We start from the raw sequence: 16,808 nt of genomic DNA, 5'->3' as shown, positions 1-16,808 counted from the left end.
GGTCAAAAGATCGCAGCCTGCGGCAGCTCCTACAACCTGATCATCTTCGTGCTGGCGATTTATGTCGGTTACCACGTGGTCTGGAACGTCACACCTGCGCTGCACACGCCGTTGATGGCGGTGACCAACGCCATCTCGGCGATCGTGATCGTCGGCGCCATGCTCGCGGCCGCACTGACCGTTACACCGCTGGGCAAAACCATGGGCACCCTCGCCGTGGCACTGGCGGCGGTCAACGTGTTTGGTGGCTTCCTGGTCACCCGCCGCATGCTTGAGATGTTCAAGAAGAAAGCCCCGAAAGTAAAAGAAGAGGCGCCGAAGTAATGAGCATGAATCTCGTCACGACGCTCTACCTGATCGCGTCGATCTGCTTTATCCAGGCCCTCAAAGGCCTGTCGCACCCGACCACCTCGCGACGCGGCAACCTGTTCGGCATGCTCGGCATGGCGTTGGCCATTCTGACTACCGTTGGCCTCATCTATAAGCTCGGTGCTGAACTGGCAACCGCCGGTATCGGTTACGTCATCGTTGGCCTGCTGGTCGGCGGCACCGCCGGTTCGATCATGGCCAAGCGCGTTGAAATGACCAAGATGCCGGAACTGGTCGCTTTCATGCACAGCATGATCGGCCTCGCGGCAGTCTTCATCGCCATCGCTGCGGTGGTTGAGCCGCAATCGCTGGGCATCGTTAAACAGTTGGGCGACTCGATCCCGGCGGGCAATCGTCTGGAGCTGTTCCTCGGCGCGGCGATCGGTGCAATCACCTTCTCCGGTTCGGTGATTGCGTTCGGCAAGTTGTCGGGCAAGTACAAGTTCCGCCTGTTCCAAGGCGCACCGGTACAGTTCACCGGTCAGCATAAGCTGAATGCAGTGCTGGGTCTGGCTACGCTGGCACTCGGCCTGACCTTCATGTTCACCGGCAACCTCACCGCGTTCGCGCTGATGCTGGCGCTGGCGTTCGTGATGGGCGTGCTGATCATCATCCCGATTGGCGGTGCAGACATGCCGGTCGTGGTGTCGATGCTCAACAGCTACTCGGGCTGGGCGGCGGCAGGTATCGGCTTCTCGCTGAACAACTCGATGCTGATCATTGCCGGTTCGCTGGTGGGTTCGAGCGGTGCGATCCTCTCGTACATCATGTGCAAGGCGATGAACCGTTCCTTCTTTAATGTACTGCTCGGCGGTTTCGGCAACACGGCCGATGCAGGCCCTGCCGGTGCGAAGGAAGCCCGTCCGGTGAAATCCGGTTCGGCTGACGACGCGACTTTCCTGCTGACCAACGCCGACACCGTGATCATCGTGCCGGGTTATGGCTTGGCAGTAGCGCGTGCACAACATGCGCTGAAGGAATTGACCGAGAAGCTGACCCACCGTGGCGTGACCGTGAAGTACGCGATCCACCCGGTTGCCGGTCGTATGCCGGGGCACATGAACGTCCTGCTCGCCGAGGCCGAAGTGCCTTACGATCAGGTGTTCGAGATGGAAGACATCAACTCCGAGTTCGGCCAGGCCGACGTGGTGTTGGTGCTCGGCGCGAACGACGTGGTCAACCCGGCCGCGAAGAACGATCCGAAGTCGCCGATTGCCGGCATGCCGATCCTCGAAGCGTTCAAGGCCAAGACCATCATCGTCAATAAGCGCTCGATGGCCAGCGGCTATGCCGGTCTGGACAACGAACTGTTCTACCTGGACAAGACCATGATGGTCTTCGGCGACGCGAAGAAAGTCATCGAAGACATGGTCAAAGCGGTCGAGTAACACCCCACTGCAACACAAAACGCCCCGACTTGTCGGGGCGTTTTTATTTGCGCAAAACGTCGGACAATTTGCCGCGTTGTTGCAGATCCAGTAACGGTGTTTTACTTGAAACCCGCTAAATAGACGCCTCGTTTGCGACCTTGGTAGCGGGACAGGCGTCCGCCAAATTAACTAGACTGCGCATCCTGCTACTCGCTTCCCGAGATAATAATCCATGTACCGTGACCGTATTCGCCTGCCTTCGTTGTTGGACAAAGTGATGAGCGCCGCCGACGCAGCCGCTCTGATTGAGGACGGCATGACCGTTGGCATGAGCGGCTTCACCCGCGCCGGCGAAGCCAAGGCTGTTCCTCACGCACTGGCCGAGCGCGCCAAGGTCACGCCGCTGCAGATCAGCCTGATGACCGGCGCCAGCCTGGGCAACGACCTCGACAAGCAACTGACCGAAGCCGGCGTACTCTCGCGGCGCATGCCGTTCCAGGTCGACAGCACCTTGCGCAAAGCGATCAACGCCGGCCAGGTGATGTTCATCGATCAGCATCTGTCGGAAACCGTTGAGCAACTGCGCAATCAGCAACTGAAGCTGCCGGACATCGCGGTCATCGAAGCCGTGGCCATCACCGAACAGGGCCACATCGTGCCGACCACCTCGGTGGGCAACTCGGCGAGCTTCGCGATTTTCGCCAAACAGGTGATCGTCGAGATCAACCTGGCGCACAACGCCAACCTCGAAGGCCTGCACGACATTTATATACCGACCTACCGCCCGACGCGCACGCCGATTCCGCTGGTAAAAGTCGACGACCGCATCGGCAGCACGGCGATTCCGATTCCGCCGGAGAAGATTGTCGCCATCGTTATTACCCAACAGTCGGATTCGCCGTCCACCGTGTCGACGCCGGACGTCGATACCAACGCCATCGCCGAGCACCTGATCACCTTCTTCAAACAGGAAGTCGACGCCGGGCGCATGACCAACAAGCTCGGCCCGTTGCAGGCGGGGATCGGCAACATTGCCAACGCGGTGATGTGCGGCCTGATCGATTCGCCGTTCGAAGACCTGACCATGTACTCCGAAGTGTTGCAGGATTCGACCTTCGACCTGATCGACGCCGGCAAGCTGAGCTTTGCTTCGGGCAGCTCGATCACCTTGTCGGAGCGCCGCAACAGCGACGTGTTCGGCAATCTCGAGAAATACAAAGACAAATTGGTGTTGCGTCCGCAGGAGATCTCCAACCACCCGGAAGTGGTTCGCCGCTTGGGCATTATCGGGATCAACACGGCGCTGGAGTTCGACATCTACGGCAACGTCAATTCCACCCACGTCTGCGGTACACGGATGATGAACGGCATCGGTGGCTCGGGTGACTTCGCGCGCAACGCGCACCTGGCGGTGTTCGTGACCAAGTCGATCGCCAAGGGCGGCGCAATTTCCAGCGTGGTACCGATGGTCAGCCACGTTGACCACACCGAGCATGACGTCGACATTCTGGTGACCGAAGTGGGTCTGGCTGACTTGCGCGGTCTGGCGCCACGGGAGCGTGCGCGCGTGATCATTGATAACTGTGTGCACCCGGACTTCCGCCAGGCGCTCAACGATTACTTCACGGCGGCCTGTGCAATCGGTGGCCACACCCCGCACATCCTGCGTGAAGCGTTGAGCTGGCATATGAATCTGGAAGAAACCGGGCGCATGCTCGCGGTGTAATTCACACAGATAAACCGCTGATGCAAACACAGTTTGTGTCAGCGGACGCTCGCAAGTCTCCCGCCTGACAAAAACTGTACTGCTGTACTGGTCATTTCCTACAGCATTTGCCTACCTTTCCTGACGAATTGAGCAAAAACGCACTACTTAAGTGCGGACAGGTACAGTTTGCTCTATTTCGACCCGTACACCGCCTATAAACAGTTAACTGGTCACTCACAATACAGTTGAACTGTATCTAGAGAGACTAGGCAAACGAGAGGATCATGGGCACCAGTCAAACCACTACCTGATCCCGCCACAAGCGGAAGGATGTCAACCATGGAACGTACACTCAGTTCCGAACTGTTCTTCGAAGACAAAGCTGCAAAAAACCAGGCTTCCATGCCTCTGCGCGTTCTCGCCAACCTGATGTTGTGGCAGCGCCGCATCTCCAGCCGCCACCAACTGGCTCGTCTGGATTCGCGTCTGCTGGCTGACGCCGGTATCAGCGAAGCACAACGCTACGAAGAGCTGAGCAAGCCGTTCTGGCGCTAAGCAGCGTCGCTGGCTCTGGTCGTTAGACCCACCGCCAGCAACCCGAATTGCACAAGCAAAACCCGTCGTGGGAAACCACGACGGGTTTTGTCGTTTCAGCCCCTGAAAAACCCAAACCAGTACAGTTCACATAATTCTAAATAAGACCATTACAATTGTAGGAGCTGCCGAAGGCTGCGATCTTTTGATCTTGAAAATCCAAAGCAAAAGATCGCAGCCTTCGGCAGCTCCTACAGGTTTTTCGTCTGGATGCTGGTTTGGCGAACGCATCTGCGCCTAATATCCACACAGAACGTGGCGAATGATGCGCAACAGGCGTCTGACTCCTCAGATACCGAGCCACCTCTCAATACGGTTTTATTCACAGGAGTTACATCATGTCCCGTCTCCGCCTGCTCAGCGCTGCTGCCCTTTTGGCCGTTGCTGCCAACGCCAGCGCCACCAGTTTCATCGTTACCACTGACGCCGTCGTCGGTGCGCTGAAATCTTCGTCCGACGCCACTTCCGATGTGACCTCGTCGTTCCGTGACGACAAAATCGTCCTCGCTGCCCGTGATGACGCGGCCAGCTTCGTCGCTACCCAAGGCGATATCCGTGGCGTGAAACTGGAAAGCGCGCTGGATCACATCCGCCACCAGGCTCCACAACTGAACGCGACCGACGCAGAGCTGGCTCAGGCCATCCTGACGATCTAAGCGATTCGAGCATTGCGGGACACGCCAGCCGTGTCCCGATGTTTCGAGACTGGCTCTGGCCCGGGCATTGCGCTAGCCTTGCGGCTCGCTAACAGTTACCGAGTCCGATGCGTTTTCTTCCAAATCTGCTGATCCCTTCCGTATTGCTGAGCGCCTGTTGGGCGACGTCGGTCGATGCCTATGATGCTTTCAATGCGTCGACCCAAGGCATTGTCGTCAGTGGTTACGCCACCAGCATGGTGTCTTCCGCGCCTTTCGACCGTAAACTGCTGTTCGCCGCTCACGATGACGCGGCAGCGTTCGTGGCCAGTGACGGCCAATTGCGCGGGGCGCAGCTGGAATCCGCGCTGAATTACCTGCGTAAAAAACGGCCGAAACTTCATGTCTCTGACCTTGAACTGGCAGAAGCAATTCTCGTCCAATAGCTAACCTAGCCCTTAGTTAACCTGTCCCTCCGGAGTCGTTCCATGCGTAGCCCGCTGATTGCTGCCGCCCTTGGCCTGTTTTTGTTGGCCGACGTGGCCCAGGCGCACACCCTGGTAGCCACCAGTAACATCATCGTTCGTGCCTCCCAGCGCACCATCGATTTCACCTCCGACACCACCACCTCGATTCGCGACTCGAAAATCATCCGCGAAGCGCACGATGACGCCGCCAGCTTCGTCGCCACCAACGGTGATATCCGTGGCGCGCACCTTGAAGCTGCCCTCAACACATTGCGCACGCGCGTCCCGGAAGCCCGCGACGCCAGTGATCAGGTACTCGCCGAAGCCATCCTCGCACTGTGAAGTCACTCGGCGCCTGGCTGCTGGCCGGCGCGTTGTTGCTACTTGGCAACAGCGCCCACGCCGGCCTGCAATTGCGGCTCAAGACCGACGGTCTGAGCCCCGCCCAACAACAGGCCAGCCAGGCGCTGATCGATGAGGCGATGCAAAAACTGCCGCCGAGCTTTATCGAGCGGCTGGATCGGCGCATCGATGTCGGCTGGACCGACGACATGCCTTCCAATGCCTACGGCCAGGCGACGCTGGTTGCCGAACTCGATCTGAACCGCAAACTGCTCGCCGGCCTCACCGATGGCAGCGCCGCGAAAGAGAAAACCAATCGCCCCCACGGCACTGTGCGCCAGGAATTGCTCGCCACGGTGCTGCACGAAATTACCCACATTTATGACCGCGCCCGCTTGTGGCCGGACGCCGAGCGCACGCTGATCCAGCGCTGCACCCGCCGCTTCAACAGCGCCGGGCTGATAGGCATCCCAGATGAATGCCGTGGCCAGAACGGCCGTCGCTTTACCCTCAGCGATGATCCGCGCTTGCTCGACCTCGCCGGTTGGCAGCAATACGTCGGCCGTCGCGGTGAGCGTGAGCAGCACAATCGGCAGATCGCCCGCAGCCCCGATCTGTACGAGATTTCCAGCCCGAAAGAGTTCGTCGCGGTCAACATGGAGTACTTCCTCCTCGACCCGAGCTACGCATGCCGCCGCCCCGCGCTGTACCGCTATTACCAGCAACATTTCGGCTGGGCGCCACCGGCCAAAGACACTTGCAGCAAGACCTTCGCGTTTTTGAACGCCGGTAACGACTTCGCCAAGCAGCCACTGGGGCACGTCGATCCGGAGCGGGTTTACGCGGTTGATTACTTGCTCGCAGAAGCCAATCAGAACTGGGTCAGCCGCTGGGGCCACAGCATGTTGCGCCTGGTGATCTGCGCGCCGGGCCGTCCGCGTGGCCCGGATTGCCGACTCGATCTCGATCAGCATCTGGTGCTGTCGTACCGCGCCTTTGTCGGCGATGTGCAGCTATCGAGTTGGGACGGACTGGTCGGCAAATACCCTTCGCGACTGTTTGTGCTGCCGCTGGCGCAGGTGATCGACGAATACACCAAGACCGAATTACGCAGCCTCGCCTCCGTGCCGATCAACCTGTCACGGGAAGAGATCGAAGGCGTGGTCGAACACGCTGCCGAGATGCATTGGAGCTACGACGGCAACTACTTTTTCCTCTCCAACAACTGCGCGGTGGAAGGTTTGAAACTGTTGCGCAGCGGCAGTGATAACAGCCGGTTCGTTGGACTCGACAGCATCATGCCCAACGGCTTGCTGGAAGTGATGAAGGGCCGTGGTCTGGCGGATACCAGCGTCCTCGATGATCCGAAAGAAGCGCTGCGTCTGGGTTATCGTTTCGACTCGTTCCGCGATCGCTATCAGGCGATGTTTGATGTGTTGAAGAAGCAGCTGCCGATCAAACAGACCACCGTTGAGGAATGGCTGTCGCTCACCGCCGAAGAACGCCGCGAGTGGTTCGAGCGTGCGGATCTGCGCACCAGCGCCGCCTTGTTGTTGCTGGAGCAGGCGAGTTATCGGCGTCAGTTGTTGTTGGCTCAGGATGAGGTCAAGCAGCGCTACCTCGGCGCGCGCGAGCTGGAGAACGGCGGCATGGACAAGGCCAACGCGACGCTGCAGGAAATCCTCGCCAACAGTGGTTTCCTCAGTCGTCCGGCGGAGCTTCTTGATAGTCGTGGTTATGGGTTGCCACAGCCGAGCGAGTTCAAGCGACTGGAGGATGAAAGCAGCCAGCGGCAGAAGAAGTTGTTGGTGCTGTCGGGTGATCTGGATGCGGAAGTGCGCAAGTTGCTGGAGCCGAAGCGCGCGGCCGAGATTGCCGCGAGTGAGGAGAATGTGAAGCAGATTGGCGCGCATTTGCGCAAATTGCACAAGGCATCGGGCGGGCTGGAGCTGCCCTGAACCTGATGCTGAGTGCATACCTTGTGGCGAGGGGATTTATCCCCGTTGGGTCGCGAAGCGGCCCCAAAATCAGCGAACCCGGTCAATCAGATAAACCGCGTCCGCTGAATTGCGACTGCTGCGCAGCCGAACGGGGATAAATCCCCTCGCCACAAGTGATGTGTGTCAGATCAATTGAGGACGCCATCGAGGATTTCGTAAACGATCCCGGTGCCCACCGCGATCAGCACGATATCGCCGCCAGTCCGGCGCCATTCGTAGCCCGGATACACCGGCAAGCGACCCAACGCGCGACTGTCCAGACGCTCGCCGTAATAGCCGTGCGGCAGCGGCCGGCCACGCTCCAGATGAATCCCCGGAGGCGGCGGTGCACCGCGTACAAAGTAGCCATGATTGTCACGAATGGTCTGGCGCACCGGGCCGAAGTCGTGCGGTGGCGGGCCGCCACGATGTTCGTTCTGCGGGCCACGGTGATCGTCGCGATTATCATCACCGTGGTTATCGTAATGGCCCTGCGACGGGCCGCCGTGGTCGTGATCGTCGCGCTGATCGGCGCTGGCCAGCAGCGGCGTTGCACTGAGCATCAGTACGCCCAGTCCGGCTATCAGACGTTTCGGCATTTTCATCGGGTCTTTCCTCACGGCACAAACAGCAAAAAGGGCTGCAGAACGATGTTCTGAAGCCCTCGGTCTTGCTGGATTAGTCTGCGCTTTGAGGTGCTAATTCCTCTGTATCAGGAACTTTACCTTCAGCTGACGCGGGCCTTACGCACGCCTTCGGACAGTGCCGAGCACAGACCCAACACACCGTCGATGGCTTGTGCAGGAGTGGTCGCGTTGGCGATGTGATCAATCAATGCCGAACCCACCACCACACCGTCAGCCAGACGCGCGATGGCAGCCGCTTGCTCCGGCGTACGGATGCCGAAACCAATGCTGATTGGCAGATCGGTGTGACGACGCAGACGGGTCACCGCCTCTTCGACGTGTTCCAGCGTTGCAGCGCCAGCACCGGTCACACCGGCCACCGACACGTAGTAAACAAAACCGGAGCTGCCATTAAGCACTCGCGGCAGACGCGCATCGTCGGTGGTCGGCGTGGTCAGACGAATGAAGTCCAGACCGGCAGCCTGCGCCGGGTCGCACAGCTCGGCGTTATGCTCAGGCGGCATGTCGACCACGATCAGACCGTCAACGCCGGCCTCTTTCGCGTCAGCGATGAAGCGCTCAACGCCATACATGTGGATCGGGTTGAAGTAACCCATCAGCACCAGCGGCGTGTCGCTGTTGCCTTCGCGGAATTCGCGAACCATTTGCAGGGTTTTCAGCAGGTTCTGTTTGGCGCCCAAGGCACGGATGTTCGCCAACTGAATCGCCGGGCCGTCGGCCATCGGGTCGGTGAACGGCATGCCCAGCTCGATCACGTCGGCGCCGGCACCCGGCAAACCTTTGAGGATCGCCAGCGAGGTGTCGTAGTCCGGATCACCGGCGGTGACGAAGGTCACCAGCGCGGCGCGGTTCTGTTCTTTGAGGTCGGCAAAACGGGTTTGCAGGCGGCTCATCAGTGTTTCTCCTGCTTTGACTGCTCTTGCTGAGAGTGTTCCATGTGATGCATGACGGTCTGCATGTCTTTGTCGCCACGGCCCGACAGGTTGACCACCATCAGGTGATCCTTCGGCAGCTTCGGTGCGCGTTTGAACACTTCGGCCAAGGCGTGGGCACTTTCCAGTGCAGGAATAATCCCTTCCAGGCGGCAGCATTTGTGGAATGCGTCGAGGGCTTCGTCGTCGGTCACCGAGGTGTACTGAACGCGGCCGATGTCATGCAACCACGCGTGTTCCGGGCCGATGCCCGGGTAGTCGAGGCCGGCGGAAATCGAGTGGGCATCGATGATCTGGCCATCGTCGTCCTGCAGCAGGAAGGTACGGTTGCCGTGCAACACACCCGGAACGCCGCCATTAAGGCTCGCCGCGTGCTTGCCGGTTTCAATGCCGTAACCCGCAGCTTCAACACCGATGATTTCAACGCTCTTGTCGTCGAGGAACGGGTGGAACAGGCCCATCGCATTAGAACCGCCACCGATGCACGCCACCAGGCTGTCCGGCAGACGACCTTCCTGGGCTTGCAACTGATCGCGGGTTTCCTTGCCGATGACGGCCTGGAAGTCGCGAACCATCGCTGGGTATGGATGCGGGCCGGCCACGGTGCCGATCAGGTAGAAGGTGTTGTCGACGTTGGTCACCCAGTCACGCAAGGCTTCGTTCATCGCGTCTTTCAGGGTGCCAGTGCCGGCAACAACCGGAATCACTTCAGCACCCAGCAATTTCATGCGGAAGACGTTGGCCTGCTGACGTTCGATGTCAGTGGTGCCCATGTAGATCACGCAATCCAGACCGAAACGTGCAGCGACGGTGGCCGTGGCCACGCCGTGCATGCCGGCGCCGGTCTCGGCGATGATGCGTTTCTTGCCCATGCGTCGCGCCAGCAGGATCTGGCCGATGCAGTTGTTGATCTTGTGCGCGCCGGTGTGGTTCAGCTCTTCGCGCTTGAGATAAATCTTCGCGCCGCCGCAGAATTCAGTGAGGCGTTCAGCGAAATACAGCGGGCTCGGACGTCCGACGTAGTCACGCTGGAAGTAGGCCAATTCTTCTTTGAATGCCGGATCTTCCTTGGCCGCTTCGTATTCGCGGGCCAGATCGAGGATCAACGGCATCAGGGTTTCCGCCACGTAGCGGCCACCGAACGCGCCGAACAGGCCGTTATCGTCCGGGCCATTACGCAGATCAGAGGTGTTCGAAGTCTGGGTCATGAGTCGCTCCAGGTGAATTCGGGTGATAAGACAATGACGACCACTCTACCCCTGACCTTCTACGCTGAAAACCGATAAGATCGCCACAACCTGTCAGGAAAACTCACAGATACCATGAGCCACGACCTTCCCCCGCTGAACGCCCTGCGCGCGTTCGAAGCGACCGCCCGTCTGAACAGTGTCAGTCAGGCTGCCGAGCAGCTACACGTTACACACGGTGCGGTCAGTCGTCAGCTCAAAGTGCTCGAAGAACACCTGGGTGTCAGCCTGTTCGTCAAGGATGGTCGCGGCTTGAAACTCACAGATGCCGGTATGCGTTTGCGTGATGCCAGTGGCGAAGCTTTTGATCGGCTGCGCAGTGTTTGCGCCGAGTTAACTCAGAGCACCGCCGATGCGCCGTTTGTGTTGGGATGCTCGGGAAGTCTGCTGGCGCGCTGGTTTATTCCGCGTTTGGGACGATTGAATGCCGATCTGCCGGATTTGCGTCTGCATCTTTCAGCGGGTGAAGGCGATCTCGATCCTCGGCGTCCGGGGCTGGATGCTTTGCTGCTGTTCGCCGAGCCGCCATGGCCAGCAGATATGCAGGTTTACGAACTAGCTGCAGAACGCATCGGCCCGGTGATGAGCCCCCTGTTCAGCGGCTATCAGCCCCTGCAAGCCGCGCCAGCCTCGGCACTGCTCAATGAACCGCTGCTGCACACCACCTCGCGCCCACAAGCGTGGCCAAGCTGGGCACAGCAAAGCGACCTCGACGCAAAAGCGCTGAAGCTTGGGCAAGGTTTTGAGCATTTGTATTATTTGCTGGAGGCAGCCGTCGCTGGTCTCGGCGTGGCCATCGCGCCGGAGCCACTGGTGACGGAAGATTTGAAGGCCGGTCGCCTGGTTGCGCCGTGGGGCTTCAGTGAAACCCCGGCGCAACTGGCGTTGTGGCTACCCAAGCGCGCCGCAGACGGACGCGCTCGGCAACTGGCGCAATGGCTCAAGAACGAGCTGCGCCAGAGCGATCACTCGCCGCGCTTGAACAGCAAGTAAGCGGCCAGCAGACCGATTGCACCGACCGCGACACCGGCGGTCGTCCACGGATGTTCCTGGGCGTAATCGCGGGTGGCGATCCCGGTTTCGCGGGTTTTCACTTTGACTTCTTCATAGGCATCGCTGAGCAGGTGACGCGAATGTTTCAGCGCGCTTTCGGCATTACTTTTCAGCGCCTTGAGGGTCTTGCGCGACTCGTCCGAAGCGTCGTCCTTCAGGCTTTCCAACGACTTGAGCAGACTCTCGATCTCGGCTTCCATGCTTTGCAACGAGGCTTTACGTAAAGAGGTGTTGGCCATGGTGGCTCTCCTGCATTGGTGATGAGTGGCGTGTGTTGGTTGGGACTTCAGCGGTTCGAGAAAGTGCAGAAAATCTGAACTTCGCCTGCTCAGCGCCGCCGAAATCAACAGTGCAGATTCACTGCTAGTCTCAATCCCACACGCCAAGGAGTTCGTTATGAGTGACCATCACACGTACAAGAAAGTCGAGCTGGTCGGTTCGTCGACCACTAGCATCGAAGAAGCCATCAACAACGCAATTGCCGAAGCCAACAAGACCATCCGCAACCTGGAATGGTTTGAAGTCACCGAAACCCGTGGTCATATCGAAAACGGTAAGGCCGCGCACTTTCAGGTGACGCTGAAAGTCGGCTTCAAGATTGCCAGCAGCTGAGTTTGGACTAGTCTTCTGAACTTGCGCGCTGGCCGAGTGCCATAGGAATGGCAAAGCGCTATAGGGTGAGCGCATCGGGTGGATGATCCGATGCCCGCCTCTTTCAATCCGACCAGGGAGTGCGACCGATGAAGAAGTTTATGTTGGCAGTAGGTTTGTTGAGCCTTGCGGGTGGTGCGTTTGCTGCCGGTAAGCCATGTGAAGAGCTGAAAAGCGAGATTGCGGCGAAGCTGGATGCCAAGGGCGTTTCCGGGTATTCGCTGGAGATTGTCGATAAGGGCGCGGCGGCTGGCGGCAAAGTCGTCGGCACCTGCGAGGGCAAGACCAAGGAAATCGTCTACAAGCGCGGCTGATTGCGCCTGAAATACAAAAGCCGACGTGAATGCGTCGGCTTTTTTGTGTCCAGGATTTGGGTTTTTTGGTGGATTTGAAATCGAACCCCCTCACCCCAGCCCTCTCCCCCAAGGGGTAGAGGGGGAAAGGGAGCAAATCGGGGGGTGTTCAGAATCTGAGTGCGACTGGATATTTCAGGTCGGCGTACCTCGAACATTCAACCCTGTCAGTCCCCTCTCCCTCCGGGAGAGGGTTAGGGTGAGGGGCTTTTCAGCCCTTCATGACTTGCGCCAGCAGTTCGTACGAATGCACGCGATCAGCGTGTTCATACAAATCGCTGGTAAAAATCAGCTCATCCGCCTGCGTCTGCTCAATCAGCACTTCCAGCTTCGCGCGGATCTTCTGCGGGCCACCCACCATCGCCAGCCCAAGGAAATCACCTACCGCCTCACGCTCATGCGGCAGCCACAAGCCGTCCATGGTTTTCACCGGCGGACGCTGCACCAGACTCTGCCCGCGCATCAGCGCCAGAATGCGCTGGTACACCGACGTCGCCAGATAATCCGCCTGCTCATCGGTATCTGCGGCCACCAATGGCACACCGAGCATCACGTACGGCTTGTCGAGCACTGCCGACGGTTTGAAGTGATTGCGATAAACGCGAATCGCCTCATGCATGAAGCGCGGGGCGAAGTGCGAGGCGAAGGCGTACGGCAAACCGCGCTCACCGGCCAGTTGCGCGCTGAACAGGCTGGAACCGAGCAACCAGATCGGCACATTGGTGCCCGTGCCCGGCATCGCGATCACCCGTTGATCCGGGGTGCGCGGGCCGAGGAAGCGCGCCAGTTCGGCGACATCTTCGGGGAAATCATCAGAGCTGCCTGAACGCTCGCGGCGCAGCGCACGCGCGGTCATCTGATCGGAACCAGGCGCACGGCCCAGACCCAGATCAATCCGTCCCGGGTACAGGCTTTCCAGGGTGCCGAACTGCTCGGCGATCACCAGCGGCGCATGGTTGGGCAGCATCACGCCGCCGGAGCCGACGCGAATGGTCGACGTACCGCCGGCCAGATAGCCGAGCAGCACCGAAGTCGCCGAGCTGGCGATGCCGTCCATGTTGTGGTGTTCCGCCACCCAGAATCGCGTGTAGCCGAATTTCTCGACGTGCTGCGCCAGATCCAGCGAATTGCGCAGCGCTTGCGCCGGGCTGCCGTTTTCGCGCACTGGCACCAGATCGAGGGTGGAAAATTTTACGTCGGACAGTTGTTTCATAAACCTGCGTCTCCGAGTGAGGCGGCAGGTTTTTCTTAGCGAACGAAATCCTGCCGAATCCATAAGCGTGTTTCATGCAATGAGGGCATATACCCGAGTTTCAATAGCAGCGAAGATATTTCCTACTAAAAAAGTCAACGATTCAGACGGGCTGAACTTTGTTCCGACGTCTATCCTCAGAAGCCTTGCAAGCAAAAACCACGACGACGCGGCGTTTCCGCGTCAGATCTTGAGGAGGCAGACATGGCTATCGTGAAGAAAGCATCCGCACATTGGGCAGGCGATCTGAAAACCGGCATCGGCTCGATCTCCACCGAAACCGGTGTCCTCAGAGAAGCACCCTACGGCTTCAAGGCCCGCTTCGAGGGCGGCAAGGGCACCAACCCGGAAGAACTGATCGGCGCTGCGCATGCCGGCTGTTTCTCCATGGCATTCTCGATGATTCTCGGCGATGCGGGCCTGACGGCTGACAGCATCGATACTCAGGCTGAAGTGACCCTTGATCAGGTGGACGGCGGGTTTGCGATCACCGCGGTGAAGCTGATTCTCAAGGCGAAAATCCCTGGGGCGACCCAAGCGCAGTTTGATGAGCTGAGCAAAAAGGCCAAGGAAGGGTGCCCGGTGTCGAAAGTGTTGAATGCGCAGATCAGTCTAGAAGCAACGCTGGTCAGTTAATTCGGAGTTAGCAGGTCTGACGCTTTCGCGAGCAGGCTCACTCCTACAGGGGATTTCGGTCGATCACAGAAATTGTGTCCGCCGGTGATCAAATGTAGGAGCGAGCCTGCTCGCGATAGCGATCTCAACATCACCGCAAATCAGAAACTGTGCGCACATCTTGTGCGCAAAGTCAGAACTCGCTTTACAAAAATATGGTCGAATACGTGACAGCAGCTTCAGCGCACGCCCGTGCGCGCTGCCTCAGGGAGCTTCACTCATGAAACGTATTGGCTTGGCCATCCTCTGCAGTGCATTGGCCACTTCGGTTGTTGCGGCACCGAAAGACTGCGAAGAACTGAGAAAAGAAATCGAGATCAAGATCCAGGCCAAAGCCGTGCCTTCGTACACGCTGGAAATTGTCAGCAAGGAAGAGGCGGCCAAGCACGATATCGCCATGGTGGTGGGTTCGTGTGAGAACGGCACCAAAGCGATCATCTATCAGAAGAACGACTCCTGATAACGCTTAAGGCACGCAGTTGATCTGCCGTTCTTCGGCAACGATCTGCCCCTGACGATTGATCAACCGGGCGCTTGGCGTGAAGGCCAGCGACCGTGCTTCGAGCCGGTAGCGTTGCCCGGCTTCGAAGTGGTCATAGGGTACGGTCATGTAACACAGGCGTTCCTGCGGATCGGTATCCATGCCCTGACCGCCGCCGAAAATCTCGAAATCAAAGCGCACCGTCAATTCATGGCTGCCCGGCGTGACCTGGAAAAAACGCCCGTCGCGTAGACGCTGGTTATCCAGGCGTTCAGCCATCAACACCTTGCCGCCGGGTGTCGGCATCGAAAAGTCGACCCAGGCCATTTGCGGATCGACCGCTGGCAGCGGGCTCTGACAGCCGGCAAGCACACTTCCTACCAGCAACAACGTCAACCTGCGCATGATCAATGTCCTTTGATGAGGACAGCCAGCATAACGCCGATCAAGTCTTCTGGCAGCCCGCCGGTGTGCCCTGCCCGACGACTTTGCGCTGCTCGTCATAAAGTTTGGCCCATGGCCGGAAACCGATACTGCCCGCCTGCAACTGATAGCGCTGGCCGGCGTTGAAATCCTTGAATTTCACATTCAACTGGCAATCGCGCCACAGCGGTTCGGCGTCGGGGCCGATGTTGCTGGCGTCTACCGGGAACTGATAGCGCACCTTCAATTCATGGCTGCCGGGCTCGACTTCAAAATAGCGTTTATCAATCGCGGCCTGGCTGTCGACCTTCAGCGCTTGCAGAGTCGTGTCCTGTTGCCGGGCATCGAGATCGATCCAGGCTTGTGAAGGGTCAGGGTCGGGCATTCCGAAATTGGCACAACCGGCCAGCGTCAGCAGGCCTCCCGTCAGCATCAACATGCGCATAGCGGTGCTCCTTAAGGCGGGATAGTCTTGCGAGCAGACTTTCCGGGGGGATTTCTTATTGTGATCAGGCCGTTTGCAAGCCATGGGTTACTTGATCGCGTTTTTCGGATTTTGTTTCCGGGTGTGATGTTTTTGTTGCTCAACGGTTGCGCCAGCGTCAGCTATTACAGCCAGTTGGCCAGCGGGCAGCTGCAACTGCTGCGGGCGCGCGAGCCAGTGGCCGAGGTGATTGCCGACCCGGGCCGCGATGCGAAGTTGCGCGCGCACCTGAGCCAATCGCAAAAGGCTCGTGCCTTCGCCAGCGAACATCTGCACCTGCCCGATAACCAAAGCTATCGCCTGTACGCCGACATTGGCCAGCCGTTCGTGGTGTGGAATGTGTTCGCCACTCAGGAGTTTTCCCTGACGCCGCAGAACCATTGCTTCCCGATTGCCGGGTGTGTGGCTTATCGCGGCTATTACAGCCAAGGCGCGGCGCGAGGCGAGGCGGCGATCCAGCGGTTGCAGGGCATGGACGTATCGATTGGCGGCGTCGAGGCCTATTCGACGTTGGGCTGGTTCAACGATCCGATCATCAACACGATGATGGGCTGGGGCGACGAACGCCTGGCCACGCTGATCTTCCATGAACTGGCGCATCAGCGCTTTTATGTGAAGGATGACACCGAGTTCAACGAGTCCTTCGCCACGTTTGTCGAACAGGAAGGCACGCGGCAATGGCGCGCGTTTCGCGGGTTGCCGGCGGATACCGACTCGCGGTTGCAGCAGCGGGATCAATTCATTGAGCTGGTGCTGGATGTGCGATCACGGCTGGAGAAGCTGTATGCACAGCCATTACCGGCTGAGCAGATGCGCGAACGTAAAGCGGCGGAGTTCGAGCAGTTTCGCCGGGATTATCGGGTGATGCGCGACAGCCAGTGGGCCGGGGATAAGCGCTATGACGCTTGGGTGAATGCGCCGCTGAACAATGCGCGGTTGTTGCCGTTTGGCCTGTACGACCAGTGGGTGCCAGCGTTTTCGGCGTTGTTCAAACAGGTCGGGGGAGATTGGCTGAGGTTTTATGCCGAGGTTGAGCGGTTGGGTGGGTTGCCGGTGACTGAGCGTAAGGCGGCGCTCAAGGCATTGGCGCAATCCTGATTTTGCATTGGCTAGGCCGGCCCTTTCGCGAGCAAGCCCGCTCCCACA

21 protein-coding genes are annotated in these 16,808 nt (G+C 59.0%); 14 read left to right on the top strand and 7 right to left on the bottom strand.

Annotated elements, in window-relative coordinates; all coding sequences use genetic code 11:
• Positions 1-9: 9 nt before the first annotated feature.
• From ACIP1X_RS18850 to ACIP1X_RS18815, 8 genes are all read left to right on the top strand, one after another.
• The gene (locus ACIP1X_RS18850) at positions 10-324 is read left to right on the top strand and encodes an NAD(P) transhydrogenase subunit alpha (protein ID WP_400754218.1); all 315 of its coding nucleotides are present in this window, start codon (positions 10-12) and stop codon (positions 322-324) included.
• Positions 324-1,757, top strand: a complete 1,434-nt coding sequence (locus ACIP1X_RS18845; protein ID WP_008081130.1) for an NAD(P)(+) transhydrogenase (Re/Si-specific) subunit beta — start codon at positions 324-326, stop codon at positions 1,755-1,757. Before ACIP1X_RS18850 ends, ACIP1X_RS18845 begins: the two co-directional genes overlap by 1 nt.
• A gap of 214 nt (positions 1,758-1,971) precedes the next feature.
• Entirely contained in the window at positions 1,972-3,465 is a 1,494-nt protein-coding gene (locus ACIP1X_RS18840; RefSeq protein WP_122593220.1) for an acetyl-CoA hydrolase/transferase family protein, read from the top strand.
• Positions 3,466-3,786: 321 nt separating this feature from the next.
• Positions 3,787-4,002 carry a DUF1127 domain-containing protein gene (locus ACIP1X_RS18835; RefSeq protein WP_053116413.1) on the top strand — a complete coding sequence of 72 codons (216 nt, stop codon included), beginning with the start codon at positions 3,787-3,789 and terminating at the stop codon, positions 4,000-4,002.
• A gap of 377 nt (positions 4,003-4,379) precedes the next feature.
• Positions 4,380-4,697 (top strand): DUF2388 domain-containing protein, encoded by a 318-nt coding sequence (locus ACIP1X_RS18830; protein ID WP_008081137.1) that lies wholly within the window; start codon positions 4,380-4,382, stop codon positions 4,695-4,697.
• Positions 4,698-4,804: 107 nt separating this feature from the next.
• Positions 4,805-5,122 carry a DUF2388 domain-containing protein gene (locus ACIP1X_RS18825; RefSeq protein ID WP_053116412.1) on the top strand — a complete coding sequence of 106 codons (318 nt, stop codon included), beginning with the start codon at positions 4,805-4,807 and terminating at the stop codon, positions 5,120-5,122.
• 42 nt (positions 5,123-5,164) lie between these two features.
• On the top strand, positions 5,165-5,485 hold the full coding sequence (locus ACIP1X_RS18820) for a DUF2388 domain-containing protein (RefSeq protein WP_007911662.1): 321 nt from the start codon (positions 5,165-5,167) through the stop codon (positions 5,483-5,485).
• The gene (locus ACIP1X_RS18815; protein ID WP_400754216.1) at positions 5,482-7,443 is read left to right on the top strand and encodes a DUF4105 domain-containing protein; all 1,962 of its coding nucleotides are present in this window, start codon (positions 5,482-5,484) and stop codon (positions 7,441-7,443) included. The genes ACIP1X_RS18820 and ACIP1X_RS18815 overlap by 4 nt, the downstream gene beginning before the upstream one ends.
• 170 nt (positions 7,444-7,613) lie before the next feature.
• Here ACIP1X_RS18815 and ACIP1X_RS18810 read toward each other — a convergent pair whose 3' ends face one another.
• From ACIP1X_RS18810 to trpB, 3 genes are all read right to left on the bottom strand, one after another.
• Positions 7,614-8,069 (bottom strand): anti-virulence regulator CigR family protein, encoded by a 456-nt coding sequence (locus ACIP1X_RS18810; protein ID WP_400754213.1) that lies wholly within the window; start codon positions 8,067-8,069, stop codon positions 7,614-7,616.
• Positions 8,070-8,191: 122 nt separating this feature from the next.
• On the bottom strand, positions 8,192-9,004 hold the full coding sequence (trpA, locus tag ACIP1X_RS18805) for a tryptophan synthase subunit alpha (protein ID WP_400754211.1): 813 nt from the start codon (positions 9,002-9,004) through the stop codon (positions 8,192-8,194).
• Complete coding sequence (trpB, locus tag ACIP1X_RS18800; protein ID WP_400754208.1) at positions 9,004-10,251, bottom strand: tryptophan synthase subunit beta; 1,248 nt, start codon at positions 10,249-10,251, stop codon at positions 9,004-9,006. The genes trpA and trpB overlap by 1 nt, the downstream gene beginning before the upstream one ends.
• A 114-nt stretch (positions 10,252-10,365) precedes the next feature.
• Here trpB and ACIP1X_RS18795 point away from each other — a divergent pair, with 114 nt between their 5' ends.
• A complete protein-coding gene (locus tag ACIP1X_RS18795; protein WP_400754206.1) occupies positions 10,366-11,283 on the top strand; it encodes a LysR family transcriptional regulator in 918 nt (305 codons plus the stop codon).
• Here the strand turns inward: ACIP1X_RS18795 and ACIP1X_RS18790 are convergent.
• Complete coding sequence (locus ACIP1X_RS18790) at positions 11,256-11,582, bottom strand: YqjD family protein (protein ID WP_007911686.1); 327 nt, start codon at positions 11,580-11,582, stop codon at positions 11,256-11,258. The two genes, ACIP1X_RS18795 and ACIP1X_RS18790, sit on opposite strands and share 28 nt — an antisense overlap.
• Positions 11,583-11,739: 157 nt before the next feature.
• On the opposite strand from ACIP1X_RS18790, the gene ACIP1X_RS18785 reads away from it, so the two are divergent.
• Both ACIP1X_RS18785 and ACIP1X_RS18780 read left to right on the top strand, forming a co-directional pair.
• Positions 11,740-11,955 carry a dodecin gene (locus tag ACIP1X_RS18785; RefSeq protein WP_053116406.1) on the top strand — a complete coding sequence of 72 codons (216 nt, stop codon included), beginning with the start codon at positions 11,740-11,742 and terminating at the stop codon, positions 11,953-11,955.
• 128 nt (positions 11,956-12,083) lie between these two features.
• Complete coding sequence (locus tag ACIP1X_RS18780; protein WP_158831637.1) at positions 12,084-12,308, top strand: DUF1161 domain-containing protein; 225 nt, start codon at positions 12,084-12,086, stop codon at positions 12,306-12,308.
• Between the two features lie 250 nt (positions 12,309-12,558).
• Here the strand turns inward: ACIP1X_RS18780 and ACIP1X_RS18775 are convergent, their stop codons facing one another.
• Positions 12,559-13,560: an LLM class flavin-dependent oxidoreductase gene (locus ACIP1X_RS18775; protein ID WP_212545477.1), complete on the bottom strand. Its 1,002-nt coding sequence runs from the start codon at positions 13,558-13,560 to the stop codon at positions 12,559-12,561.
• A 243-nt stretch (positions 13,561-13,803) separates the two neighbouring features.
• Between ACIP1X_RS18775 and ACIP1X_RS18770 the strand changes: the two genes are divergently transcribed.
• Positions 13,804-14,235 (top strand): OsmC family protein, encoded by a 432-nt coding sequence (locus tag ACIP1X_RS18770; protein ID WP_053116403.1) that lies wholly within the window; start codon positions 13,804-13,806, stop codon positions 14,233-14,235.
• Positions 14,236-14,494: 259 nt separating this feature from the next.
• A complete protein-coding gene (locus tag ACIP1X_RS18765; RefSeq protein ID WP_008081158.1) occupies positions 14,495-14,734 on the top strand; it encodes a DUF1161 domain-containing protein in 240 nt (79 codons plus the stop codon).
• A gap of 6 nt (positions 14,735-14,740) precedes the next feature.
• Here the strand turns inward: ACIP1X_RS18765 and ACIP1X_RS18760 are convergent, their stop codons facing one another.
• Both ACIP1X_RS18760 and ACIP1X_RS18755 read right to left on the bottom strand, forming a co-directional pair.
• Positions 14,741-15,160 (bottom strand): hypothetical protein, encoded by a 420-nt coding sequence (locus ACIP1X_RS18760; protein WP_008081161.1) that lies wholly within the window; start codon positions 15,158-15,160, stop codon positions 14,741-14,743.
• 40 nt (positions 15,161-15,200) lie between these two features.
• A complete protein-coding gene (locus ACIP1X_RS18755; RefSeq protein WP_053116402.1) occupies positions 15,201-15,623 on the bottom strand; it encodes a hypothetical protein in 423 nt (140 codons plus the stop codon).
• Positions 15,624-15,683: 60 nt separating this feature from the next.
• Here ACIP1X_RS18755 and ACIP1X_RS18750 point away from each other — a divergent pair, with 60 nt between their 5' ends.
• On the top strand, positions 15,684-16,760 hold the full coding sequence (locus ACIP1X_RS18750) for an aminopeptidase (protein ID WP_400754201.1): 1,077 nt from the start codon (positions 15,684-15,686) through the stop codon (positions 16,758-16,760).
• Positions 16,761-16,808 lie beyond the last annotated feature (48 nt).

Origin of the sequence: Pseudomonas sp. NPDC088885 (assembly GCF_044750025.1) — a bacterium.
Lineage (GTDB): Bacteria > Pseudomonadota > Gammaproteobacteria > Pseudomonadales > Pseudomonadaceae > Aquipseudomonas > Aquipseudomonas rustica.
Note: the sequence above shows the minus strand (reverse complement) of the source record. Positions and strands in the feature narration are given on the sequence as shown.

Excerpts from the sequence above, each read along its gene's own strand:
- ACIP1X_RS18845 (WP_008081130.1), top strand. The coding sequence starts at position 324 with ATGAGCATGAATCTCGTCACGACGCTCTACCTGATCGCGTCGATCTGC.
- ACIP1X_RS18840 (WP_122593220.1), top strand. The coding sequence starts at position 1,972 with ATGTACCGTGACCGTATTCGCCTGCCTTCGTTGTTGGACAAAGTGATG.
- ACIP1X_RS18835 (WP_053116413.1), top strand. The coding sequence starts at position 3,787 with ATGGAACGTACACTCAGTTCCGAACTGTTCTTCGAAGACAAAGCTGCA.
- ACIP1X_RS18830 (WP_008081137.1), top strand. The coding sequence starts at position 4,380 with ATGTCCCGTCTCCGCCTGCTCAGCGCTGCTGCCCTTTTGGCCGTTGCT.
- ACIP1X_RS18825 (WP_053116412.1), top strand. The coding sequence starts at position 4,805 with ATGCGTTTTCTTCCAAATCTGCTGATCCCTTCCGTATTGCTGAGCGCC.
- ACIP1X_RS18820 (WP_007911662.1), top strand. The coding sequence starts at position 5,165 with ATGCGTAGCCCGCTGATTGCTGCCGCCCTTGGCCTGTTTTTGTTGGCC.
- ACIP1X_RS18810 (WP_400754213.1), bottom strand. The coding sequence starts at position 8,069 with ATGAAAATGCCGAAACGTCTGATAGCCGGACTGGGCGTACTGATGCTC.
- trpA (WP_400754211.1), bottom strand. The coding sequence starts at position 9,004 with ATGAGCCGCCTGCAAACCCGTTTTGCCGACCTCAAAGAACAGAACCGC.
- trpB (WP_400754208.1), bottom strand. The coding sequence starts at position 10,251 with ATGACCCAGACTTCGAACACCTCTGATCTGCGTAATGGCCCGGACGAT.
- ACIP1X_RS18795 (WP_400754206.1), top strand. The coding sequence starts at position 10,366 with ATGAGCCACGACCTTCCCCCGCTGAACGCCCTGCGCGCGTTCGAAGCG.
- ACIP1X_RS18790 (WP_007911686.1), bottom strand. The coding sequence starts at position 11,582 with ATGGCCAACACCTCTTTACGTAAAGCCTCGTTGCAAAGCATGGAAGCC.
- ACIP1X_RS18785 (WP_053116406.1), top strand. The coding sequence starts at position 11,740 with ATGAGTGACCATCACACGTACAAGAAAGTCGAGCTGGTCGGTTCGTCG.
- ACIP1X_RS18780 (WP_158831637.1), top strand. The coding sequence starts at position 12,084 with ATGAAGAAGTTTATGTTGGCAGTAGGTTTGTTGAGCCTTGCGGGTGGT.
- ACIP1X_RS18775 (WP_212545477.1), bottom strand. The coding sequence starts at position 13,560 with ATGAAACAACTGTCCGACGTAAAATTTTCCACCCTCGATCTGGTGCCA.
- ACIP1X_RS18770 (WP_053116403.1), top strand. The coding sequence starts at position 13,804 with ATGGCTATCGTGAAGAAAGCATCCGCACATTGGGCAGGCGATCTGAAA.
- ACIP1X_RS18765 (WP_008081158.1), top strand. The coding sequence starts at position 14,495 with ATGAAACGTATTGGCTTGGCCATCCTCTGCAGTGCATTGGCCACTTCG.
- ACIP1X_RS18760 (WP_008081161.1), bottom strand. The coding sequence starts at position 15,160 with ATGCGCAGGTTGACGTTGTTGCTGGTAGGAAGTGTGCTTGCCGGCTGT.
- ACIP1X_RS18755 (WP_053116402.1), bottom strand. The coding sequence starts at position 15,623 with ATGCGCATGTTGATGCTGACGGGAGGCCTGCTGACGCTGGCCGGTTGT.